The 24,775-nt window shown below is 44.9% G+C and carries 21 protein-coding genes; 8 read left to right on the top strand and 13 right to left on the bottom strand.

The window, feature by feature from the left end:
* The first annotated feature begins 375 nt into the window (after window positions 1–375).
* Entirely contained in the window at window positions 376–1,803 is a 1,428-nt protein-coding gene (locus C1S73_RS01315; RefSeq protein ID WP_038872338.1) for an APC family permease, read from the top strand.
* 92 nt (window positions 1,804–1,895) lie between these two features.
* Here C1S73_RS01315 and C1S73_RS01310 read toward each other — a convergent pair whose 3' ends face one another.
* From C1S73_RS01310 to C1S73_RS01295, 4 genes are all read right to left on the bottom strand, one after another.
* Window positions 1,896–2,228: a DMT family transporter gene (locus C1S73_RS01310; RefSeq protein ID WP_063344241.1), complete on the bottom strand. Its 333-nt coding sequence runs from the start codon at window positions 2,226–2,228 to the stop codon at window positions 1,896–1,898.
* 154 nt (window positions 2,229–2,382) lie between these two features.
* Window positions 2,383–3,060: a hypothetical protein gene (locus C1S73_RS01305; protein WP_038872333.1), complete on the bottom strand. Its 678-nt coding sequence runs from the start codon at window positions 3,058–3,060 to the stop codon at window positions 2,383–2,385.
* Between the two features lie 188 nt (window positions 3,061–3,248).
* The gene (locus C1S73_RS01300; protein ID WP_038872330.1) at window positions 3,249–3,746 is read right to left on the bottom strand and encodes a GNAT family N-acetyltransferase; all 498 of its coding nucleotides are present in this window, start codon (window positions 3,744–3,746) and stop codon (window positions 3,249–3,251) included.
* Window positions 3,746–4,150, bottom strand: coding sequence for a hypothetical protein (locus C1S73_RS01295; RefSeq protein WP_038872327.1), 405 nt, complete (start codon window positions 4,148–4,150; stop codon window positions 3,746–3,748). The genes C1S73_RS01300 and C1S73_RS01295 overlap by 1 nt, the downstream gene beginning before the upstream one ends.
* 353 nt (window positions 4,151–4,503) lie before the next feature.
* Between C1S73_RS01295 and C1S73_RS01290 the strand changes: the two genes are divergently transcribed.
* The 5 genes from C1S73_RS01290 (at window position 4,504) to C1S73_RS01270 (ending at window position 9,096) form a co-directional block, all read left to right on the top strand.
* Window positions 4,504–4,806 carry a DUF1330 domain-containing protein gene (locus tag C1S73_RS01290; protein ID WP_038872324.1) on the top strand — a complete coding sequence of 101 codons (303 nt, stop codon included), beginning with the start codon at window positions 4,504–4,506 and terminating at the stop codon, window positions 4,804–4,806.
* Window positions 4,807–4,955: 149 nt separating this feature from the next.
* Window positions 4,956–5,897 carry a homoserine O-acetyltransferase MetA gene (metA, locus tag C1S73_RS01285; RefSeq protein ID WP_038872321.1) on the top strand — a complete coding sequence of 314 codons (942 nt, stop codon included), beginning with the start codon at window positions 4,956–4,958 and terminating at the stop codon, window positions 5,895–5,897.
* A gap of 148 nt (window positions 5,898–6,045) precedes the next feature.
* Window positions 6,046–6,774, top strand: coding sequence for a type IV pilus biogenesis/stability protein PilW (pilW, locus tag C1S73_RS01280; RefSeq protein WP_038872471.1), 729 nt, complete (start codon window positions 6,046–6,048; stop codon window positions 6,772–6,774).
* Between the two features lie 344 nt (window positions 6,775–7,118).
* Window positions 7,119–8,708, top strand: a complete 1,590-nt coding sequence (locus C1S73_RS01275) for a S41 family peptidase (RefSeq protein WP_038872319.1) — start codon at window positions 7,119–7,121, stop codon at window positions 8,706–8,708.
* Window positions 8,692–9,096 carry a hypothetical protein gene (locus C1S73_RS01270; RefSeq protein ID WP_038872317.1) on the top strand — a complete coding sequence of 135 codons (405 nt, stop codon included), beginning with the start codon at window positions 8,692–8,694 and terminating at the stop codon, window positions 9,094–9,096. Before C1S73_RS01275 ends, C1S73_RS01270 begins: the two co-directional genes overlap by 17 nt.
* 75 nt (window positions 9,097–9,171) lie before the next feature.
* On the opposite strand, the gene C1S73_RS01265 is transcribed toward C1S73_RS01270, so the two are convergent.
* The 3 genes from C1S73_RS01265 to hrpA form a co-directional block, all read right to left on the bottom strand.
* Window positions 9,172–9,687 carry an outer membrane beta-barrel protein gene (locus C1S73_RS01265; RefSeq protein ID WP_038872315.1) on the bottom strand — a complete coding sequence of 172 codons (516 nt, stop codon included), beginning with the start codon at window positions 9,685–9,687 and terminating at the stop codon, window positions 9,172–9,174.
* Between the two features lie 215 nt (window positions 9,688–9,902).
* Window positions 9,903–10,382, bottom strand: a complete 480-nt coding sequence (locus C1S73_RS01260; protein ID WP_038872468.1) for an outer membrane beta-barrel protein — start codon at window positions 10,380–10,382, stop codon at window positions 9,903–9,905.
* A 214-nt stretch (window positions 10,383–10,596) separates the two neighbouring features.
* Window positions 10,597–14,448 (bottom strand): ATP-dependent RNA helicase HrpA, encoded by a 3,852-nt coding sequence (gene hrpA / locus C1S73_RS01255; RefSeq protein ID WP_038872466.1) that lies wholly within the window; start codon window positions 14,446–14,448, stop codon window positions 10,597–10,599.
* Window positions 14,449–14,824: 376 nt separating this feature from the next.
* On the opposite strand from hrpA, the gene C1S73_RS01250 reads away from it, so the two are divergent.
* Window positions 14,825–15,409, top strand: coding sequence for an FMN-dependent NADH-azoreductase (locus C1S73_RS01250; protein WP_038872312.1), 585 nt, complete (start codon window positions 14,825–14,827; stop codon window positions 15,407–15,409).
* A gap of 55 nt (window positions 15,410–15,464) precedes the next feature.
* On the opposite strand, the gene C1S73_RS01245 is transcribed toward C1S73_RS01250, so the two are convergent.
* The 6 genes from C1S73_RS01245 to C1S73_RS01220 all read right to left on the bottom strand — a co-directional run bounded on the left by C1S73_RS01245 (window position 15,465) and on the right by C1S73_RS01220 (window position 22,455).
* Window positions 15,465–15,962 carry a 4Fe-4S binding protein gene (locus C1S73_RS01245; RefSeq protein WP_038872310.1) on the bottom strand — a complete coding sequence of 166 codons (498 nt, stop codon included), beginning with the start codon at window positions 15,960–15,962 and terminating at the stop codon, window positions 15,465–15,467.
* The gene (locus C1S73_RS01240) at window positions 15,949–16,560 is read right to left on the bottom strand and encodes a TorD/DmsD family molecular chaperone (RefSeq protein ID WP_025818388.1); all 612 of its coding nucleotides are present in this window, start codon (window positions 16,558–16,560) and stop codon (window positions 15,949–15,951) included. Before C1S73_RS01240 ends, C1S73_RS01245 begins: the two co-directional genes overlap by 14 nt.
* Before the next feature lie 130 nt (window positions 16,561–16,690).
* A complete protein-coding gene (locus tag C1S73_RS01235) occupies window positions 16,691–17,542 on the bottom strand; it encodes a dimethyl sulfoxide reductase anchor subunit family protein (protein ID WP_038872300.1) in 852 nt (283 codons plus the stop codon).
* Window positions 17,542–18,171, bottom strand: coding sequence for a DMSO/selenate family reductase complex B subunit (locus tag C1S73_RS01230; protein WP_005433785.1), 630 nt, complete (start codon window positions 18,169–18,171; stop codon window positions 17,542–17,544). The genes C1S73_RS01235 and C1S73_RS01230 overlap by 1 nt, the downstream gene beginning before the upstream one ends.
* Window positions 18,171–20,618, bottom strand: a complete 2,448-nt coding sequence (locus tag C1S73_RS01225) for a DmsA/YnfE/YnfF family dimethyl sulfoxide reductase (RefSeq protein WP_005442705.1) — start codon at window positions 20,616–20,618, stop codon at window positions 18,171–18,173. The genes C1S73_RS01230 and C1S73_RS01225 overlap by 1 nt, the downstream gene beginning before the upstream one ends.
* A gap of 523 nt (window positions 20,619–21,141) precedes the next feature.
* Entirely contained in the window at window positions 21,142–22,455 is a 1,314-nt protein-coding gene (locus tag C1S73_RS01220) for a MipA/OmpV family protein (protein ID WP_038872297.1), read from the bottom strand.
* 273 nt (window positions 22,456–22,728) lie between these two features.
* Between C1S73_RS01220 and C1S73_RS01215 the strand changes: the two genes are divergently transcribed.
* On the top strand, window positions 22,729–24,747 hold the full coding sequence (locus tag C1S73_RS01215) for a M4 family metallopeptidase (protein WP_038872295.1): 2,019 nt from the start codon (window positions 22,729–22,731) through the stop codon (window positions 24,745–24,747).
* The last annotated feature ends 28 nt before the right edge of the window (window positions 24,748–24,775 follow it).

Raw genomic sequence — 24,775 nt, 5'->3', positions numbered from 1 at the left:
TGCTTGATTGCAACATCCCATCATATTCTCCTACTTCTGTTTCATTCGAGTCGCACTCAATCTAGACCTTCCCCTAAGGGCAGAGTCAAACAATGGTGTATTTTCATCAAACTTCTAGGTTTCTGGTAATAATTAAATCGCTATAAACACCTTTACTTATATGCATTTTTTGATTCAATTTTGCGTTTTTTAAACAACGCAATCGATTATATTGATTACGAATAAACCACTGAGATTTCGGTTCATTTTTGAGTAAATACATACCATTTTTGGCTATATACCCGCTGATTCTCACAGACCTACAATACGCTCGTCTTACTTGTAGCACGCGGGTTCTACGACCCAAACGCGTGGCTCAATCACTAAAGGTATCGAATGAGCAATATCGCCAAATCCGCCGTCAAACTCAGTGTCTTTTCTGTCATCATGATTACGGTTACGTCCGTCGACAGCATAAGGAACATTCCGGGTGCCGCCTTATTTGGTAGTCACGCAATTTCTTTCTTCTTGTTGGCTGGGTTGTGCTTTTTCGTCCCGACTGCTTTAGTATGCGCAGAATTGAGCACCACTTATCCGCAGCAAGGTGGCGTATATTTATGGGGTAAGGAGACCATTGGGCCAAACTTCGGGTTTGCTACCGTGTGGTATCAATATGCGGAAAATATTGTTTATTACCCGCCACTGATTTCGTTCATTGTCGCCACAGGGACATATCCATTCTTCCCTGAACTAGCACAAAACAACATTTTTATGCTGGTGATGATTAACGTTATTTTCTGGGCACTAACCTTGGTGAACATCTTTGGGTTACGTTTATCATCAATCATCACCAATGTTTTCGGTACTTTAGGACTTATCTTCCCTATTCTTCTGATCATCGGTCTTGGAGGCTATTGGGCCTACACAAACCCTAGTGAGTCGCATATTTCACTGCGTCACGCATCAGATTGGTTACCCGATTTTTCACAAGATGGCATTGGGGCTGGCTTTACTGCCGTGGTATTGTCATTAACCGGCTTGGAGATCACCACATCATACGCCAGTGAAGTCGACAATCCGCAAAAGACCTATCCAAAAGCATTGATTTTCTCTACTGCTCTCATCTTGGTGTCCTTAACAGCATGCTCACTGTCTATCTCTTCCGTTGTATCGAGTGATCATTCAAGCTTGAGTGAAGGTGTCATTCTGGCATTTAAGGCTTTCTTTGATGACTTGAACCTGTCCTTCATGCTGCCAGTTATCGCACTCGCCATTGTCTTCGGTAGCCTAGCAAGCTTGAACAACTGGATCATCGCGCCGACAAAAAGTTTGCATGTGGCGGCAAAAGATCACTTCATGCCGATGGCGTTATCTAAGGAAAACAAAAACCAAGCGCCCGTTCCTCTGCTACTGCTGCAAGGTGCGATTGTCAGTGTTCTTTCACTGGTGTTCATCTTGGTGCCAAACGTCAATCAAGGCATGTGGTTGCTGAATATTCTGATGACACAACTTTACATGGTGATGTACATCTGTATTTTCGTCAGCTTTTTGGTTTCTCGTCGTAAGCACGCCGACATTGAACGTCCATTCCGAGTGCCTGGTGGGAAATTAGGGATGATGTTAGTCGCCACTTTAGGTTTGATTAGTTGCATGGTAACTATTTTTGTTTCTTTCGACGTGCCTGCTGGCATCAGTGAGAAGACTGGAGCCTACGCGCTTATCCTAGGCTTTATAGCATTCAGCTTACCTGCCTTGGCTGCTGTGATGTACCGAAATCGTAAACGCCGTCGACAAGTAGAGCTCATTGAGGCAATGGCAAATTAATGTGAATTAACCGCCTCAATCAATCAGAAGTAAGTAACAAAAAAGCCGCAGCACATAACGTGTTGCGGCTTTTTGCTGTTTCATTCTGCCGTTTAATGCCCGGCAGTTTTAGAAAGTAAGTTAACAATCATCACACCGGTGAGAATAAAGCTGATCCCAACGATCGCCGCTAGGTCGAGTTTTTGCCCGTAAAGGAAATAACCTACAGCAGCAACCAAAACGATACCTGCTCCACTCCAAATCGCATATACGATACCAACAGGCATGCTTTTCACTGTTACAGACAGTAGGAAGAAAGCAATCCCGTAACCAATAATGACAATGGTGCTCGGCATCATTTTGGTGAACTGTTCAGTTTTAGGGATTGAAGAAGTAGCAATCACCTCACATACGATAGCGATAGACAAAGCAACCAGTGGAGGCATAGAAACAAGCATTTTGAACATAAGGCAATCAACGCTCAATAAAACCTGAACTCGATGACATATCGAGTCTCTGAGCGGCGCATTATAATCAAAATCCTTTGATTAGCTATAAAAAGTGATACAAATCACATTTACGTGGACGTAATAATCAAACCTAAAAGTCATTATCTTCTAAATTGATAACACAGCTAGAGCCACTACGAGCAACAAGTAAAGATTCTGGGTCCGCGTAAACAATGTTGTTCAGCCCCAACTTTTGCATATCATCGATATGGTACGTCCACGCAGCATCGTCAGTATCACAGCCGGCTTTTTGCAACTTTTCACGCTTATTTATATGGCCATACATTGTGATTTTAGGGTTAACATCGACCAAAGCAAAAAATGCGTCTTCTTGTTGACGCCATAGACTGAGCGATTCGTGCCACTGCTCAAGTTCTTGCTTATCAAACCCGTCTTGCAACCATTCATTGCTCATCGCTCCGCCAAACCACAAAATCTCGGAACCCTTCATGACAAGTGTACTTGGTGCAGCGGTCAAAACGTAGTTTGCACAAGCCGACGCACAAACACCATTGACGATAAGGTGTATCTGATTGTTATACAACCAACGTCCAAGCTCCATGGCCGGACGATACTCACCGGAGTCACTGTCAATCATTAATGCAACAACACCATTTGGCTGAACATTGGCAAGATCAATCACTTGAGCGACTTTTTCTGCAGTGATTTCACCGTTAAAATACAAGGTTCGACCTTCGATATGTACCTCTTCAGACAAACTGCACCCAAACAAGCTCACGACCAACCCCGCTGCTAGACACTTATTCATGCATCCTCCATGATCCTAGTTCCAAAAATTGGTTAATCAACTAGAAATGAGTATTAGACACATTGCATATGTAGATCGTAAAAAGTGGCATAATTTTGACCGATGTCAACATATGCACACTAGCGCTTATTAATTTCAATCTTAACGATGAAGAAATAGAGTGATTGAGGTGCGTGGACGGATGACACTTAGCGGAGGGTCCCAGCAGATTCCCAAACCATTATTGTCGTCTCGACTCCGTTATGATTCGCTTTGTGTAAAGGACGAAAACCATGCCTAACATATAAGGCTTGGTTATGTGCTTCACATTGTAAGAAAAGCTTTGCGATACCAAGTTGAAGGACATGGTTTTGAGCGTGAGTGACAAGCGCTGCTGCATAACCTTTTCCTCTTGATGAGAACTCCACATACACGCCACCTAACCAATGTTCATACTCTGGAAAATGAACATTTTCACGAATTTTTAACTCCGCCACAGCAGCAAGCTTGTTGTACTCATCATGAAGAACAAAGGCCAAAGGAAATTCACGTCGACTGTTGGCTTTGAGTAAAACCTTTTCTTGAACTTGTGAAGGCGTAACACCCGGAACTGTGTACGCCCACTCATCAAAATACCACTGAGCAATAATGCTAGTTTCATCAGGGAAATCAGCAAGAAAATGGATGTTAAAATTCGGCCCTGACACTAGTGGCTGCCACCCACACTGCTCTCGACAACCTTTGCTTCATTGCCGACATCAACTTGGTTTGTATTAAACTCAGGTTGCTGAGCAAGTTCAAAGTATATGTGCATATCGATAGGCTCGGGTGTGTTGAGCAGCATCTTGCCGACTTCTCGCTGAAAATGACCATAATTACCAAGCTCTTCCGTTAAACCCAGTCGTTCATAACTGACTAAGTTCGCAAACATGCCATAAGCGTATTGATACCTCGTAGCATCCGCATGCTTTTCATGACCGAGTTGATTTAACGCTTGGTCAATTTCTTCTGGCGAGTAAGCTTCCTTATCGCCAAACTCTTTCAGCAAGAGAGTTGGTACCTGATGCGCAATACTCTGAATCGTCTCTTTCTTTTTAAACATACCGAACATGATGTCCTCCACTGACGATGATGACCCAAACAACGCACTTAAAGCACGCGTCGGTTAGCTGATTAAGGTATTTATTAGTATCACAGCTCAAGAATCATACTAACTTGATATCATAATAACCTACAAATGCTAGCCGACACGTTGCAGTAAGATGTAATCAGAAACCTTGCCGCAATCACAATTGGTCGTTCACTTAATCGGATATTCAATACGCTTTCGTTAAGCGTTATCGTCATCCGATTCCCATTATCAATAGAATCTAAAAAGTGTTTTGCAATCCTTCTTGCTTATCACAATCGCTTTATCTCATTACACTAAAATTCATTGGTCAGAGCACAAATAAGGAGCAAACCGTGACCTATTATTCTGTACTAGATGTAACCCCTACCAGCCAAGACTGGGTACCCGCTTATGTAAACGTTTCAAACGATTTAGTTGAGAAACACGGTGGCAACTACATTGCACGTACTAATGTTCATGAACGGTTGGAAGGAACGGGAGACTCACCAGCCCTTCGAATCATTATCGAATGGCCATCTCGGCAGGCTGCGCTCAATTTTATGAATGACCCAGATTATATTCCGCATCTTAAAGCTCGTACCGAAGGCTCGGTCAGTAATCATTATCTAATTGAAGGTAATGACCAACTTGCTTAGCTATTACGCCCAGTTAACCACTGGGCATTTTGTTTTATTGGGCAAAAGAAATCTTGTGCAAAGTCACATTTCGTATCGACATCCGTAAGCAATTGCGTTAGCTTTAGATGTATAGACGTCTAAAAAGTGAAGCTTAGGGAGAGAAAGCCGTGCCAATTAGAATTCCAGATCAGTTACCCGCTAGCGATGTATTAAGGACAGAGAACATCTTTGTGATGAGCGAGAGTCGAGCGGCAAGTCAGGAAATCCGTCCATTGCGAGTGCTTATCCTCAATTTAATGCCAAAAAAAATTGAGACCGAAACTCAGTTTCTTCGCCTACTTTCAAACAGCCCTCTGCAAGTAAATGTCGAGCTACTGCGTATCGATAATCGTCCAAGTAAGAACACACCAACTGAGCATCTTGATACCTTCTACCGTCAATTTGAAATGGTAAAAGGTAAAAATTTCGATGGCATGATCATTACTGGGGCGCCACTCGGTTTGGTCCAATTTGAAGATGTCATTTATTGGGACCACTTAAAAACCATCATGGAATGGGCAAAAGACCACGTGACCTCCACACTGTATGTGTGTTGGGCAGCACAAGCAGGTTTAAAACTGCTTTACGATTTACCCAAAAAAACCCGCAAAGAAAAGTTATCTGGGGTTTATCATCATAAAATTCACAACCCTTACCACCCAGTTCTGCGTGGTTTTGACGATACTTTCTTGGCGCCACATTCTCGTTATGCAGATTTCTCACGAGAGTTCTTAGAAGAACATACCGATCTCGATATTCTCGCCACGTCTGATGTTGCGGGTGTTTACCTTGCAACAACCAAAGACAAACGTAACGTCTTTGTCACTGGTCATCCTGAATACGACTCTCATACGTTACATAATGAGTACATTCGTGATTTAGGTGAAGGCATGGAGCCCGCTATTCCTGTTAATTATTACCCGAACAACAATCCGGATAACGGCCCTGTCGCAAGTTGGCGTAGCCATGGTCACCTGCTTTTCTCAAACTGGCTAAACTACTGCGTTTATCAACAAACGCCTTACGACCTGGACCATTTCAGCGAAGCCGCCTTTACCAAAGACGATTAATTCACTCGTAGAGATTGTGAACCAAGCCGCCAACTGGCGGCTTTTTCATACGAGTTTGCAAACCTGATCGCATTGTGTTTTTTCCTCATTAGGCTTTTGCACTGTAATTCATATCATGCTGAAAGAATTAGGGATGTGGGAAAGACAAATGAAGATCATAAAACTCAGCGCTCTTATACTGGCGACTCAGTTTGGCCTGCTCGGTTGTGTGACCGTGAATGAAGATGGTAATAGTCCAGTTGTAAAAGCCGACCCGGTCGCCATGGCTGAGTCTCGTATCGCACTTGGTTTGGGATACCTAGACGGTGGCAACATGATCCGAGCACATGATAACTTCCAACAAGCCCTCACCCACGCTCCAAGCTACTACCGTGCTCAGCTTTCTATGGCTCATTATTACGAAACGGTTGGTGAAGACAAAAAAGCAGAAGAGATGTACAAACGTTCTCTGCGACAACATTCCAAAAACGGTAACGTACTTAATAACTACGGCACATTCTTATGTAAGCAAGGAAGTTTTGAGAAAGCGGATAAAATGTTCAACCGCGCCATTGAACAGCCTTATTACTTCCTTATCCCTGCTAGTTATGAGAATGCAGGCTTTTGCGCACTCAAATCCGACAATACAGAAAGAGCAAAATACTATTTCACGCGCGCTATTGATCATGACCCTCACCGTCCAAAATCCATTCTCCAGTTAGCAAAGTTAGAAATAGAAAGCGGCAACTACACAGATGCACGCATTCGTCTTATGCGCTTTAATCAAATGTATGGGGTCAAAAAACCTTCGCTTCGTTTAATGGTTGAACTTGAAGGCGCAGCAGGTAATGAAGCACTTAAAAAGAAATACCAAACACAGCTCAATCGAATGTCTTAACTGTTGAACTTCAGCACACCACTTGGTATTCAGAAACAAAGAATACCAAGTGTTCCTTACTCCGTTTTATTCTTCGTTCATTTCTGCTCAGGGTAATGTAAGCTATTATTTAAAAAAGATTTTTTAGTTAAGGCTAATTTAGCACACCCCTATATCTGACGTTTTATATGATGCCAATCACACTTGATTGCATATTTGTTGCACAATCAGACTCAAAATTTATACATTCAAGTAGCTTATATAAGGATTAATAAAAACAAATAGAACCATATACCCTAGTAACCTCAAAATGCTTGGCTCAGCGAGATTGGCTCGGGTATATATCACAGATGTAAGGACACGTTATGTTGAAGTATAAACAAGCAGCGTTATTAACCGCCCTCCCTATTGCACTGCTAGGTTGCGGTGGCGGCGGAGGTGACAGCACAAGTTCCGCGACGAGCAATGGTCTTTCTTGGTCTGCAGGTGATTTCTCGCAGACAGCAGCCAGCTTAGCCAATAAATGCAGCGTAGCAAGAACGGGCACCGATCCGTATACCGGAAAAAATTACCCAGATAAAGCAGGCTCAACCCTGTATGAAAAGATGTTCCTTCGAGCATTTAGTAACGATACCTACCTTTGGTATGACGAAATCCCAGACAATAATCCAAACAATTATCCGTCTGTCGTCAACTACTTTGATTCACTCGTCACATCATCGACCACAGCAAGCGGCCAAAAGAAAGATCGTTTTCATTTCACACGTTCATACGACGAGGTGATGAAATCTCAACAAGCTGGTCTTGTTGCTGGTTTCGGTTTCAACTGGAAATTCGTTAATAGTTACGCGCCTCGAGAGGTGCTTATTTCTTACACAGAAGATGGTTCACCAGCATCACTCAATGGCGTTGAGCGTGGAGACAAGCTATTAAAAATTAACAGCGTGGATGTCGTTAATACCTCTTCCCAAGCAGAAGTGGATCTCATTAACCAAGCATTGTTCAACCCAGAGTTAGGACGTAATTACACGTTTACCTTTGAAGCGGTTAATGGCGGTATGAAGATCATTACACTCACCTCTTCTGATGTGGCAACAAGCCCTGTACGTAATGTAAAAGTTATCGACAACAACGGAACAAAAGTCGGCTACATGCAATACAACGCATTTGAAGTCACGGCACAGCAACCGCTTATCAATGCATTCAACCAGCTTTCAGCCCAAAATGTGGACGAAATCGTCATGGACTTGCGCTACAACGGCGGTGGCTTGATTTGGCAATCAGCGCAAGTCGGTTACATGCTGGCGGGTTCTCATCCAAACGCGACGTTTGGCGAGTTAATCTATAACGACAAGATCATGAACTCTGGCCAGGTACGAGATAACGTTTACAATTTCGTCGATAAAGAAATCAACTGGGCAACAGGAACGCTCACTAACAACCCTCTACCGACGCTTAGTGCAGAGCGCGTATATGTCTTAACGACGGATAACACTGCGTCTTCAAGCGAACTGCTGATCAACGGCTTGCGTGGTATCGACGTTGACGTTATTCAAATTGGCACAACGACAACAGGTAAACCTTACGGCTTCTCACCTCAGCAGAACTGCGGTAACGTGTATTACACCATTCAATTTAAATCTTCGAATGACAAAGGCTTTGGTGATTTTGCAGATGGATTTACCCCTACGGCAAAAAATCTTGTATCGTCTAACATTGGTATAGATGACAAAGTGGAAGGTTGTGTAGTGGCAGATGACTTAACCAAACCATTGGGTGATCCATCCGAAGGTATGCTGTCTGCAGCGCTAAACTACATGACAACGGGGGGAACTTGTCCTCCAGCACCTGCAATGGCTCGCTCATATCAAGCAATGCCGAGACTAGGTGGCACTCCACTGACTCAAGAAATTGACCCACTTCGACAAGAGGCGATTCATGTCAAAATTAACTAAAACAATGACCTTACTCACTGGAGCTGGACTTAGCCTTGTACTGATGGGGTGTTCAACATCAAGCAACAGTGATGCAGTTAATGCGTTAAGTATTAAAACCTCCGCAGATACCGTGAGCGAAATCCAAAGTGCAATTAACACGATTCAAGGAACACAAGCACCGACGAAGATCGCATCGAATACCTTTGAGACGAACTCACACTTATTGATCGTGTCGGGGCAATTAATGGAAAAGCACAACATGCCATTAAACGGAGCAGAAACTGAGTTGCCCGCTCAATATACCCTACAGTTACGCGGAGAAGATTGCGGGGTTTACTACGAGAAGGACGATAAATTTGTCCCTCTCACGAATATTCAATGTAGACCGAATCCAATTCAGGATTAATGAAAAAGCGCGCCGTCACTTTATCCAAAAGAACGGCGCGCTTCTTTTATTATCTATTGATTGCTCAATTTCTTTCTATAAGAAGTGGAACGTCAAGTTACCCGTGATGCTGCTTACTGTATCACTGTCTCCATCAATATCCACCCCAAAGGCTTGATAACTGGCACCGACAGAAATGTTGTCTAACAAGAAGTATTCCGCGCCAACACCATACATGTAAGAGACACCATCGTCTTTGTCCAAGTTGCTAAGGTTACCATTGTATTCGACGTTAAATGCGTTGATACCACCCTTCGCGTAAACGTGCAGAGGACCAAAATCGATACTTGGTTTAGCTGCTAGATAAAATGACGAGAAGTCCACATCGCCTCGATTACCGCCTAAATTCAAGTCAACTTGGCCGTGATTAAAATAACCTACTTCAATGCCGATCAGTGGCAAGATCCCCGTCCCTACATGAATGCCGTAGGTCGTGTCGTTTTCACTGTCTATGTCTGATTGACCAATTTGACCACCAGCATATAGCCAAGAGTCAGCAAGTGCTGATGTTGAGCATAGCGCCAAAGCCAATAACGAGAGTTTTGTTTTCATAGTTATACCTTTCCTGTTCGATTCCTGAACGGAACATCACGCGAACTGCATCGCGTTCCTTATGTAGCTAGCTAAATACTATATGCGAAAGTTTGATGGTTTTAAGACCGAGAAATGAATAATTTATGCTCAATATTGATTTGTGTGATTTACAGACAAAAAAACACCGGCGCGTTGCCGGTGTTTATCAAATAAATCTTCGAAATGTTCGACGATTATAGGAAGTGCAATGTCGCGTTTAGAGAGAACGTACCGATGTCGTCTTTACCCGCTGTGTAGTTCATGTAGCTTGCGCCAACAGACATTGGACCGAAAATGAAGTATTCAGCGCCTACACCGTACATTAGATCCAGATCATCGTCGTCTTTACCGCCAGACACTTTCTTATCCCACTGGTGGAAACCGCCTTTCGCGTAAACATGCAGAGGACCGAAGTCGATGCTTGGTTTAAGCGCAGCGTAGTAAGAAGTCAGTTTAGTATCTTTGCCATCTACTTTGAATTCACCGTGTTGAGTAACACCCGCTTCGATACCGATGATAGGCAGAATACCTGTACCTACGTGTACAGAGTATGAAGTGTCAGTCTCGCCTTTGAAGTCAGACTGACCTACAGAAGCACCACCATAAATCCATGAATCTGCCATTGCTGCAGAAGAAGCACTTAGAAGTGCCACTGCCAATAGAGTTTTCTTCATCATCAACCTTTACTCTTTATAATTACCCACTCCTGCACCGTCGCAGAGGTTGGTACTGCAAACACAAGGGAGGCGAATCATTGCCTCCCTTGTGACTTAAAATAACTTGTGAACAATTCTTAGCAAATACTATACCAATAGCGACCTAAACTGGACAAACCATTGATAAGTCGATGAACCTCACAAGAAAAACTGCCGCTATTGTACTTAGCGCTTAGCAAGCATCAATCGCATTTTTGACTCGTTTATCAGAAACCGGATACGGAGTGCCTAATTGTTGAGCAAAAAGGCTTACTCGAAGCTCTTCGATCATCCAACGCACTTCTTTCACGTTTTCTGGAATCACCATGCCTTTCGGAATCTTATTAAGTAGTTCTTTGTAATCACTCGCCACTGACTCGATTCTCAACATGTGTAAACGGTCTTTGTTTGGATCGATCGGTAGCTTCTCCATACGACGTTCAATCGCACGCATGTAACGCAGAATGTCCGGAAGACGCTTCCAACCACACTCTGTTGCGAAGCCTTTGAAAATCAAACCTTCCACTTGCGCTTTAATGTCAGATAACGCAAATGCCATGGTGAAATCCACTTTGCCTTTCAACTTTTTGTTGATATTGAAAGCCGTCGTCAGAATGGTTTCGACTTGTTGTGCAATATCCACAACTGTGTCACCCAACTCTGCACGAACGTGTTCTTTCAGCGCATCAAACTTCTCTGGCTCCCAAACCAAACCGCCCTGCTCTTCGATAAGCTTATCGACACCACAAGCAATACAGTCATCAATCAGATCAAGCACTTTCCCGTAAGGGTTAAAGTACAGACCCAACTTCGACTTGTTCGGTAAGTTAGAGTGCAGGTATTTGATTGGCGACGGCACGTTTAACAAGATCAGACGACGCTGACCCGCTTGCATAGCCGTCACCTGCTCGTATTCAGTTTCGTACAGTTTGATTTCTACACTGTCTTTGGAATCCACAATCGCCGGGTACGCTTTAACGTCGTAACCACCGCGTTTTTGTTGATATACCTTAGGCAGTTCACCAAAGCTCCAAGTATGTAAGCCTTGCTGCTCAATGTCATCATCGGCGACCTTAGACAGCGTTTCTTGAACTTTGTCTTTCAGGCTTTCTTTCAACGCATGAAGGTCGCTATTTTCCTTCAACTTGCGATTTCTATGGTCAACCGCGCGGAAAGTCACCTTCAAGTGCTCAGGAATTTGATCCATATTCCAATCTTCGCGCAGAACTTCCACACCAGTCATTCGACGAAGCTCTTTTTCAAGCGAATCTAATAAAGGTGCTTCCATTGGCGTCGAGCGAGCTAAGAAAGCATCAGCATAGTTTGGTGCAGGAACAAAGTTTTTACGAATCGTCTTCGGCAGCGATTTAATCAAGCTCACCACAAGCTCATGGCGCAGACCAGGGATCTGCCAGTCAAAGCCCGCAGGCTCAACTTGGTTAAGGATCGGCAGCGGTAAGTGTACCGTCACACCGTCGCTGTCTTCGCCCGGTTCAAACTGGTAGCTCAGCTTAAGTTTTAGGTTGTTTTGGTGCCAGAAGTTCGGGTAATCCAAATCGGTTACGTGGCTAGCATCGCCTTTGAACAGCATCTCTTTCTCGAAGTTCAGCAGCTCTTTGTTGTCTTTCGATGCCTTCTTCCACCATGTATCGAAGTGCTTACCAGAAACGACTTCCGTACCCACACGTTGGTCATAGAAATCAAACAACTCATCATCGTCCACCAAAATATCGCGGCGACGAGATTTATGCTCAAGCTCTTCCACCTCTTGCAGAAGTTTGCGGTTTTGCTTAAAGAACGCGTGTTTGGTATCCCATTCGCCTTCTACCAACGCGCTACGGATAAAGATCTCACGGCTCACCGTTGGATCGATACTTCCGTAGTTCACCAAACGGTTAGGAACAATCGGTACCCCGTAAAGCATCACTTTTTCGTGTGCCAAGACTGCTGCGCGTTTCTTCGACCAATGTGGCTCGCTGTAGCTACGTTTAATCAGGTGCTTCGCTAATGGTTCAATCCACTCTGGCTGAATCTTAGCGATGATGCGACCCCAAAGTTTTGAGGTTTCCACCAGTTCAGCAGACATGATCCACTTAGGCTGTTTCTTGAATAGACCTGATGCAGGGAAGATATGGAAACGAGCGTTACGCGCACCTTGATATTCATTCTTCTCTTGGTCTTTCATACCGATGTGCGACAACAAACCCACAAGAATAGAACTATGAACGCCATGGTAAGACGCAGGCTCATCGTTGAGTTTGAACTCCATTTCACGCATGGATTGGTGAATTTGGAAGTACACATCTTGCCACTCACGAACGCGCAAGTAGTTCAAGTAATCTTGCTTACACTGTTTGCGGAATTGGTTGCCCGTCAGCGCTTTTTGTTGCTTCTGGATGTAGTCCCACAAGTTCACCAACGTCAGGAAGTCTGATTCTTCATGGAAGAAGCGTTTGTGTTTGTCATCTGATGATTGCTGCTTGTCACTTGGACGCTCACGCGGGTCCTGAATCGACAATGCCGCTGCGATAACCATGACTTCTTTCAGCGCGCCTTGTTTTGGAGCTTCCAATACCATACGCGCTAAACGTGGGTCGATTGGAAGGCGGGCAAGTTGACGGCCAATACTGGTCAGGCGTTTCTTATTACCTTGAGAATCGGACGGTTTCGCTTCTGCGTTAATCGCACCAAGCTCTTCCAGCAAACGAACACCGTCTTGGATGTTACGTTTGTCTGGCGCTTCCACAAACGGGAAGGCTTGAATATCGCCCAAACCAAGTGCGGTCATCTGCAAGATAACCGACGCTAGGTTAGTACGCAGGATCTCAGGATCGGTAAACTCCGGGCGTGACTCAAAATCTTCCTCTGAGTACAGACGGATACAGATACCCTCTTCCACACGACCACAACGACCTTTACGCTGGTTCGCACTCGCCTGAGAAACTGGCTCGATTGGAAGACGCTGAACCTTAGTACGGTAACTGTATCGGCTAATACGCGCCGTACCTGGGTCGATAACGTACTTGATGCCCGGAACCGTCAACGAGGTTTCTGCTACGTTGGTTGCCAGTACAATGCGGCGACCAGCATGAGGTTGGAAAATCTTGTTTTGCTCACCCGCCGACAAACGCGCGTAAAGCGGCACAATTTCTGTGCTCTTCAGGTTACGTTTAGACAATGCATCAGCGGTATCACGGATTTCACGCTCACCGTTCATGAAGATCAGAATGTCACCTAAACCTTCATCGCACAGTTCGTCTACCGCTTCGAAGATACCTTCAAGTTGGTCACGATCATTATCGTCATCACCGCTTAGTGGGCGGTAACGCGTTTCTACTGGGTAAGTACGACCTGACACCTCAATGATTGGTGCGTTGTTGAAGTGTTTTGAAAAACGCTCTGGGTCAATGGTTGCCGACGTGATGATCACTTTCAGATCAGGACGACGTGGCAGCAACTCTTTCAAGTAACCCAAGATGAAATCGATGTTAAGGCTGCGCTCGTGCGCTTCATCGATAATGATGGTGTCGTATTGATTTAAGAAGCGGTCATGCTGAATTTCAGCCAGCAAAATACCGTCCGTCATCAATTTGATTTGGGTGTTTTCAGAGATCTGATCGTTGAATCGAACCTTGTAACCAACAAACTCACCAAGCTTGGTTTCCATCTCTTCAGCAATACGGTTTGCAACCGAACGCGCCGCAAGTCGACGAGGCTGAGTATGACCAATCAGACCGAATTTACCGCGACCAAGCTCAGCACAGATTTTTGGTAGCTGAGTGGTTTTACCTGAACCGGTCTCACCTGCAACGATAACCACTTGGTTTTCTTCGATCGCTTTCGCAATGTCGTCGCGCTTTTGGCTGACAGGCAGGATTTCAGGATATTCAATCGTTGGCTTGTAGCTACTACGTTGCTCCACAACCATCATGGATTTGGCGATGTCTAATGCGATTTCATCAAACACAGCGGTACGCGCTGCGTCTTTTTTGATTTTGCTTGCACCAGAGATTCGTTTACTCAAGCGGAAGCGGTCACGCATCATGCACTGGTTAAGCGCCTTGCGCAGTGACGCCGCGTTATTTACTTGAGCCTGAGGCGCAGCATTCTGAGAAGCTTGTGCTTGAGATGCATTAGCCTGCTTCGCTTTGGCATTTTGCGCACCATTTGACGGTGCCGCTTGCTCTTCAGCGGGATTCTTTTTTGGGGGCTGTGACGAAGTCAAAGCGTTTCCTATTCTTTTCATTACATAAAACTGCGCGGATTGTAGCACATAAGGGCTAGAACAAGATAACGGAAAGCAGCATCCGGCAATCATTCAATTTTTTCGAACAACTTAAGCGAATCCATCGGGTTTTGAGTCGCTGAGCATTGCCTATAATGCATCACATAGCCGAAAGCACTTATTAAAGGAAATCCATATGTCTCGTGTACTAGCTCTTAAATCAAGCATCCTTGGCGATTACTCTCAATCAAACAAACTGGTTGAAGACTTCATCAAAAATGTAGACCAAGATAAGCTAACGGTTCGTGACTTAGCTGCAAATCCACTACCAGTTTTAGACTTTTCAGTTGCAACAGCACTTCGCGCAACAGAAGATCTTTCGCAAGAACAACAAGTGGTGGTTGACCTATCTGATACCTTAATTGAAGAAATCAAAGCAGCAGATACTTTGGTTATCGCAGCACCAATGTACAACTTTACGATTCCAACTCAGCTTAAAAACTGGATTGATTTGATTGCTCGTGCTGGCGTGACATTCAAATACACAGAAAACGGCGTTCAAGGCCTGATTGAAGGTAAGAAAGCAATCGTCGTCACCACTCGTGGCGGTCTTCATAAAGACTCACCAACCGACAGCATGACACCATACCTACGCACAGTATTGGGCTTTGTTGGCATCACAGATGTGGAATTTGTTTACGCAGAAGCGCTAAACATGGGCGAAGACGCTGCAGCAAAAGGCATCTCAGACGCACAAAGCCAATTGGCAACCTTGGCGTAAGATTAAATAGAATTGAATACAAACAAAAAGGGATTGGTTCTCGCCAATCCCTTTTTTATCGTTTTAAGTCAAAGCTAATGATGCTGTTGTAGCAACTTTGCGCGCATTGTCCGCAACCTTTGCATTTGGCAGCGTCAATTTTAGGTTTGACATCATCTTGCCATTGCAAGGCATCATAAGGGCAACTGTCCTCGCAACTGCCGCAATAACCGTATAAGTTTTCGCAGCTGTTCGAGATAGTTGCTATCAAGCCTGTAGACTCTGTTTGGTTTGAAAGTGCTAATGTAGGGCACGCCGACTTACACGCGCCGCATAAATCACATGCTGAGTAACTGATGTCTAACGCGGCAACGCCATCAACCATTTCTATGATTTGGCTTGGACATGCAGAAGCGCATTTTCCGCATCCATCACATAGCCTTGTGAACATCGACTCTTCCACCGCATACGGCGGTCTCGCTTTAACACGAGGCTCTTGAGCTTGCTCTACTGGCGCGCGACGGAACGAAAACAGACGTCGCTTGCTTAGATCAACCGATTCAGACTGGCGCATCCGAGTAATCTCTCTTTGCTGGCACAACGACTTGGTATTGCTCACTCAAGGATTGAAGTAATTCTTCAGTAAGGTTCGACAGTTTTGAGTAAGGCGTGAGAGTCACCGCTTTTTTGAAGCGCTTGTTGAAAAAGCCAAACCACGTCATCAAGTGTTCGCGTAGCATTTCAGCCGCCAGTTTTTGCTGTTCAGTTTCAATCAACATGCCTAACACCATCAACATCAAGCCAATCTGGTCTTCTGGCTCGCGTTGGTCAGACTCCAAAGCAAAACCACAACGCTGCAAGAAGTAACGATATTCAATGGTTGATTCACCAAACAACACCGCTTCTTTATCTAGATAAGCCGAACCCCAAGGTGGCGCTGGCATCTCACCAATACCGGCAAACATGCGATCGTGCTCCATTTGCAGTGCCTCTTCGCTCTCGTTTTGAAAGCTGCGTAGCATGTCATTAAGCGCTTCAATTGGTGTATCAGTATTGCTTAGCAACGTATCGAGATTTGCCGCTGGGTAATCTTTTGGTTGGTAGTAAAACAGTGCACCAAACAGCTTAAGAACGATGCTGGTATCTTGTGGTTCAAGTTGAGAAATTTGCATGAAGTACCTTTGATGACTGGTGTTTTTCTTCTTCGATTAAGTAAAACGGAAAAGAGGTGGGACGAACACTCGCCCCACTCCGCTAATTGTTATCAGTACAAATAACGTTTATCAGCACAAATAACGGCTATCAGTACAGACCAGATGTAAAGTGCATGCCGTAGAATACGTTGCGACCCAGAATCTCTGCGACGAACAAGGCAACGAATGCCACAATAACCAGCAAATTCTTCTGACGACCTTCTGTGGTAAACAACTCAGCGAATACCCAAAGAGCAGCAGCAACCACAAGCAACAACACATGACCAGCAACATAGCCAGATAGCATGGTGATTTGCTCCAAGCCACTGTGAATCGCCGTTGAGATACCTGCAAAGTAAATGGTCTGCATTACTGAGAACGCTAGGTTCAGCGCAATCAAGCTCACACCAGCCCACATTAGGCGACGATTGGTTTTCTCAGCCGTCACGTCCAATACGTTGATCAGCGTGTAACCAAACATCAGGCCCGAAGTCACGACCGTGAACCAAAACGCTACCGTGGTCATTGGTGAGTACCATGCTGGCACTGTCTCGATTTGGTAAACATTCGCCATCGCGAACATGAAAATCACGCCGACGGCGATAGACAACCAGTTCACGATTTTACGAACGCCTTCGCTACCGATTTTTAGAATCGTCAGCAACCAGTACAAACCCGCTAGAGACAGAAAGCTTGCACCCGTTAAGATCTCGTTAGATAGCGCTGCACTGCCAACACGGTTTAATGCGTTGAAGGCACGAAGCGGGCTACCTAAGTGAGTGGTTGAGAACAAGAAACCCAATCCCATTACAACCAAGATTGCGAAACGAGCGATGTTCATACGAGGTTCTGTCACACGTGGTGGCTTACCGAATTTCTCGAACGCATTAACCGTTAGGTGCGCGCCAACCGCTGTTTGAGCAAGAACCGTAAAGGCAACTAATGGTGCTTCGTATAACATTATTTCACCTCTCTTGGATTCTGTAGGAAACCAGTGCGGTCATTGGTTGGACGACCATTTGGATTTAGCTTCACGATCAGGTTCGGGCTCGTAATGCGAGAATCTGGCAGTGGTGCCACATCCGCGTTTGAACCGTATTTCGCGCGTAGCTCATCAATTGGACCAAACTCAATCGCACGCAATGGACAGCTATCAACACACACTGGCATTAAGCCTTCTGCGACACGTTCGTAACAGCCATCACACTTAGTCATGTGACCTTTTTCTTCGCTGTATTGAGGTGCGCCGTAAGGACACGCCATGTGACAAGATTTACAGCCGATACACACGCTTTCATCAACAACAACAAAGCCATCTTCTTCACGCTTGTGCATTGCACCTGATGGACAAACCTTGGTACACGCAGGGTTAGTACAGTGGTTACAAGAGATCGATAGGTAGTACGCGAACACGTTTTGACGGAACGCGCCATTTTCTTCCGTCCAGTTGCCACCTACGTATTCGTAAACACGACGGAAGTTACGGTCGATACCCAGATCTTTGTTGTCTTTACAAGAGAGCTGACATGTTTTGCAGCCAGTACATTTGCTTGAATCAATGTAAAAGCCATACTGCTTCGCTGTGCTCATTATTTAGCCCCCATTTTCTTAATTAGCGTCACTTCAACGAGGTTGGTATGGCTCGGGTTTGATTTTGCCAACGGGCTTGGACGTTGTGTCGTCAATACGTTGATTGAACCCGCTTGGTCAACACCTTTACCATTTGGTGAGTACCATGCGCCCTCACCTAAGCCAACGATGTGTGGCATGATGCGTGGGGTTACTTTTACGCGAACGTTCATTTCACCAAACTTGCTGCGCACGCTAACCAAGTCACCGTTGTCGATGTTGCGTGACGCTGCATCAATTGGGTTGATCCAAAGTTCCTGTGGTGCCGCTGCTTTTAGGATGTCGACGTTGCCGTACGTAGAGTGCGCACGAGCTTTGTAGTGGAAACCCGTTAGCTGAAGTGGGTACTCTTTACGATCAGGAGAATCCCAGCCATTAAACGTCGAAACGTATTCTGGTAATGGCTTGATTGATTCATCTTCGTCCAATTCCCATTCTTCGTTGATCTTCGCTAACGTCTCGGAGTAGATTTCAATCTTGCCCGATGGCGATGGTAATGGGTTCGCTTCTGGGTCACGACGGAAGTCTTCGTACGCCACGTGTGGACGGTCGAATTGCTTCTTGTAGATACCCTGCTTTCTCATCTCATCGTAAGACGGCAAGTTTGGATCGTTGTTTTGTTTAACGGTCTGAGCGTACATCCATTGCAGCCACTCTTCTTGAGTGCGACCTTCAGTAAACTCATCAAACACGCCCATGCGTTTCGCCACACCAGACATAATGTCGTAGATAGGTTTGCATTCGAAACGAGGCTTGATCGCTTGGCTTGCAAAGATGAAGTAAGGCATTGATGCAGCTGCACCATCCATACAGAAGTCCGATTGCTCTGACGTTGTACAGTCTGGCAGTACGATATCGGCATACTTCGCAGAAGACGTCATGTGGTTGTCGATCACCACAATCATTTCACACGCTTTTTCATCTTGAAGAATTTCGTGTGTGCGGTTGATGTCTGAGTGTTGGTTAATCAGACAGTTACCTGCATAGTTCCAGATAAACTTGATGTTGTTTTGTAGCTTCTGCACGCCTTTAATGCCGTCGGTCAGATCTGTCATTTCCGTACCGCGGTAAATCGCGTCTGTCCAAAGGAACATTGGGATAGACGCGCTGATTGGGTTTGGCACTTTCGGGAAGCGTTGGAATGGGTATGAGTGGTTACCTTCACGAGCACCAGTACCACCACCTTGCAAGCCAACTTGACCACGTAGCAATGACAACATCATTACCGCTTTACACGCTTGCTCACCATTTGCTGAGCGTTGTAGACCCCAACCTTGGGTAATGTAAATGCGTTTAGCATCGCCAACTTCACGTGCAAGTTTCAAAATCACATCTGCTGGAATGCCCGTGATAGGCTGTGCCCACTCTGGGGTTTTCTCGATGCCATCTGGGCCAGTACCCATGATGTAATCTTTGTAGCTGCCGTTTTCTGGCGCTGATGCCGGAAGCGTTTTACGGTCGTAACCCACACAGTAACGGTCAAGGAAGTCTTGATCGACTTTATCTTCCGTAATCAATACATGGGCGATGGCTGCAATTAAAGCTGCATCTGTACCGTGCTTGATAGGAATCCACTGGTCTTCACGGCCTGCAGCAGTGTCAGTGTAACGAGGGTCGATACAAATCGTGCGAGTGTGACTGATGTTTTTCGCATCCACATAGTTGTGAACCTGACCACCACCCGACATACGAGTTTCTGCTGGGTTGTTACCAAACATCAGACATAGGTCTGCGTTTTGAACATCATCAATCGAGTTGTTATCAACGAACGAACCGTAGAAGTACTCTGACATACATTCGATGTTTGCTGCAGAGTAGTCACCGTAGTGATTTAGGTAACCACCACAAAGGTTCATCATACGAGCAACCAATGTCGCGCTCGGATCCCAACTCTTAGTTACTGTGCCACCAAGCGTACCTGTACCGTAGTTTAGGTACACCGCATCGTTTCCGTGGTCTTTAATTATGCGTTTTAGGTTATCACCAATGAGGTCAAAGGCTTCATCCCAAGTGATGCGTTTGAACTTACCTTCACCACGCTTACCAACGCGAAGAAGTGGGTATTTCAAACGGTCTGGCGAGTAAACACGGCGACGCATAGAGCGACCACGCAAACAAGCACGAACTTGGTGATTGTGGTTGTAAACATCATCACCCGTGTTGTCGGTTTCTACCCATTTGATTTCACCGTCGACCACGTGCATACGAAGCGGACAACGAGAACCACAGTTTACGGTACATGCCGACCAGACAATTTTTTCGTTTGGTTTTGCTGGTGTTTCTTTGGCAACCGCTTTAGTTGCAAACGGGAGAGAAAGCGCGTTTCCTGCTAGCGCTAGAGCGCCAAGTGCAGAACCACCCTTTAAAGCATCACGCCGAGTAATATTAAACTTACCATTTTGACTCATGGTTTTTTCCTAAATTACGTTTTTGAATTTGGTCGTGGCGCTTAATTAATAGCTTTAAGTGGGGAAATAACACTTGTTAGAAATAAAAGACATAGAGATTGTATTTTCAAAATAGGCATTCATTGAAAATATCTAATTTCGCTTTAATTAATACACAAGGCAAATCAAAGCAACATTTCTACAAAACCATCAATTAAGCTAAACAGCACAAGCCTTGAGCAACTAAGGCATGGCCACCCGCCACTATTAATATCCTTGTAGATTTAAGGGGTGATAATCTTGACCACAGTCAATTATTAAAAAATACAAAATGCAATCTTATATTTCATTTCAACGTTTTATATGAATGAAATATTAATAGGTCAGAGAGGTGTCAATTCTATTAAATATTAAAATGGTTTTAAATTAAATGGATAATAAATAAGAATACAGAAGAATGGAAATAAGAATAATTACCAATTAACAGAAAATAAATAAGCCTCATGTCAAGATGAGGCTTATTCGTATTTGTTTTCAGCTGAGCTTAAAAATCGTACTGGAAGTAGATCGTATTGTAGTTACTACCGCCTTTGATGCGGCCAAACTGAGAAGCACTCTCGAAGATAGCACTACGGTGATGTAATGAGTAACCTACCCACATGTTTTCCCAATCTTTCTGGTTAAACAGATCACCTACATTCACATCAAATGAGAAGTCGAGATAGTTCAGCAAATTACTTGCGGTGTAACCTTTCTCTTCCATCTCAGTACCTTCGATGTAGGTGATGTTATCGATGTAAGACATACCCTCTGCGACACCGAAACGCCATTTGGTCGGCCAATCAAAGGTGTAGTAAGCCTTAATCGCCATTACATACTCAGTACTGGACGATTGAACTTCAGATGACCAATGATGAACCAAACCTGGTGTTAGATAGATATCAATTGGGAAACCGAAGATTTCATCCGTCAATGGGTGTCCGTAGAATAATGAGGTGAGCTGGTTGTTGTACTCGTCCTTCTCGGCATTAAATTTGAAAATATCGCCAATATTGGAAGGCGTTGCCCAGCCGTGTGCAACACGCAGATACGGACGGTTGCTCAACTCTGATTTACGAGCCTTCCCTTTGTCATTGAAAAAACCAAAGCCAACGAATACTTCACCCTGATAGCGGTCTTCAACAATTTGGCTGTTGTACGCTTCACTGTCGAGACGAGTAATGCTCGTTTCGCCGAGTAGGTACAAATTAGAAATGACGTGGTATCGGGCTTTAATGCCTAAGTTCGCATCAATACCTGCACCAATTTTCTCGCCCGTTACTTCATCAAACGAGTAATAAGTACTGTTGAAATCGGCATCTTTATAACGAATGGTAAAAGAAGGTTCCAACTCCCAGTCGCCTAACTCATAGTTAGCCGCGATACGGTAGTTGGAATGAAATTGGAATTCGTCATCCGTCATCACTTCGAATTCGGCGCGCCAGTTCTCGTCAAAGTTGTAACGAATTTGGCCACCGAAGTCGACACGATCGCCCTCAAAAGCGTTTTGAACCGATTTAGGTATGTCAACAAAGCGCAAGCGCATGATCGCACTTGCACGCCAATCTGAGTCGTCCTCATCATATAAGAACACACCACCTTCAAGGCCATCAATGTAAAGGTGCTCATTCTCAAAGAACATCATTGGCACAAACGTGCTTACCGTCGAGTCATCGTCAGCAGTATAAAAAGGAATCGCAGCAGTCCGGTACATCGCAGCAATGCCCCACTCTTGTTCAGCATGCTTCGACTCAGCAAATGCGGCTCCGTTTAGCAATAAGCCTGAGCAGGCTAGCGATGTTCCTAGTAGGTGTTTCATAACTCTCCTATGTCGCTGTAATTAGAGACAGTATTCAATCACAAAGAGTATATCTGACTTTATTCGTCTATCGGTTAAAAATTCCTACAGGACTACTTAACCTCGTTATAACCGCCCATATTTTAGGCGATTTATAAATTTGTTTTGAATTAACCTCAAATATTCAACCAATTGCACTTACGCATTTCTGGATTTTATCTTTAATCTGCAATCGCATTTTTGCTATGAATACATACACATAAGAAAATACACAATCATAATCAAAGGTTAATTATGCGAAACGTCACTTTATTATCGCTTGTCCCTTTCGCGTTCGCCTCGCAGGCAGCACAAATTGTGGAACACTCTCAAACTGACCTCTCTGAAGCACTCAATATTGCTGGTGAATCATCCTATATGCCAGCAAGTACCGAACTGAGTTATCAGAACATCAACCGAGTAGAAATAGGTCAACAAACGTTAGTTCGTAAGCAACAATTGCATTACGGCGTACCTGTATATGGTCACTCTGTCGTCGCAGATCTCTCCGCAAAAGGCTTTGCTCAATCGATTGACGGTAATGTGGTGGTTGGAATCGACAACGACTTAGACTCGACGCTGCCAATGATCAGCGCAAACCAAGCGATTGAAATCGCAATGGGCACTCAGCAAGGTTTTGCATCTAACGAGTCGACAGAGAATGATGCTCGTGCGGAACTAATGGTTTGGCTAGACGAACAAAATACCGCGCACCTTATCTACAAAGTCGATGCGGTGAAAATTGTTAATCTACGTCCCTCTCGTCCTATTACGCTGGTCGATGCAAAGTCAGGAGAGATCATGGACCAATGGGAAGGTCTTGCATTTCTTGAAGCAGAAGGCCCAGGCGGCAACCAAAAAAGTGGCCGTTATTACTTTGGTCCAAATACAAAGTTTGGTGGATTCCAAGTTGACCAATACTGTCAGATGAACAGTGATAATGTCGAAACGATCAACATGAACAACCAACAATGGGGTGGTCAAGTTCATCGCTTCAACTGCAACGTGAATAACTACCGAGAAATCAATGGAGCGTACGCGCCAATGAACGATGCACACTACTTCGGCCAACGTGTATTTGACATGTACCGTGAGTGGCTTGGCGCACGTCCTATTCAACAAAAACTCACCATGCGCGTTCACTACGGCTCAAACTATGGCAACGCGTTTTGGGATGGTCGTCAGATGACCTTTGGTGATGGCAACAGCTCTATGTACCCTCTTGCGACTTGGGATGTTATCGCACATGAAGTCAGCCACGGTTTCACCGAGCAAAACTCAGGGTTGGAATATCGCGGCATGTCTGGCGGAATGAACGAATCATTTTCTGACGTCGCTGCTGCTGCACTTAGCCAATACGTGCATGGTAGCTTCAACTGGAAGATGGGTGAACACGTGATGAAGTACTCACCCGCTATGCGTTACTTCATCAACCCAAGCCATGACGGTTCCTCGATCGACCATATAAACCAATACTACAATGGCATCGATGTGCACCACAGCTCAGGCATTTTCAACAAAGCCTTTTACCACCTAGCGACAAGCTCAGGCTGGAGCATCAAAACAGCATTCATGGCTTACGCAACGGCGAACCAGTTGTACTGGACGCCAAACTCAACCTTCCAGCAAGGTGCAGAAGGCGTATGTAAGGCAGCGCAAAAGCTGGGATATGAAAGCTCCGCTGTCACGTCTGCGTTCTCTCAAGTGGGTGTTCAGGTGATGAACTGTGAAAGCGGTCAACCTAATCCAAACCCTGGACCGGATACTGGCATGACCGAGCTTTCGCTCAACATACCTGTCGCGATCCAAAGAAACACGGCAGACGAGCAACAGTTCGTTCTGCGTCGAGCCTCTAGCGATGATGTTTGGGTACAAACTTACAATGGCTTTGGTAATGTGGAACTTTATGTAGCGATTGATCGCCCAGCAACACCTTCAGATTACGACTGCTCATCGACCAATATGGGTAATGAAGAAGCGTGTGGTTTTGGTGGTATTCAAGGTTCAGACATTTATGTCACTGTAACAAATACGCAGAGCGCTTCTGACGCCTACCTTGCCGTCAGTGAGGCATACGGAACGCCACAGCCAAACCCAGAACCACAAGACCAGTGCGCATCTCTGCAAGAGTGGTCACCTTACAATTACTACCCTGCCGGTTCTTCAGTGAAGTATTGGGGCAACCGCTTTGTTGCGACACAAGATAACTGGGGAGCAGACCCTTATCAGAACTACTGGTTCTGGACATTTGAAGGCAGCTGTAACGACTATTAAGCAATGATAAAGAGAGCCCGCTACGATA

This window comes from Vibrio jasicida 090810c, assembly GCF_002887615.1.
Lineage (GTDB): Bacteria > Pseudomonadota > Gammaproteobacteria > Enterobacterales > Vibrionaceae > Vibrio > Vibrio jasicida.
Note: the sequence above shows the minus strand (reverse complement) of the source record. Positions and strands in the feature narration are given on the sequence as shown.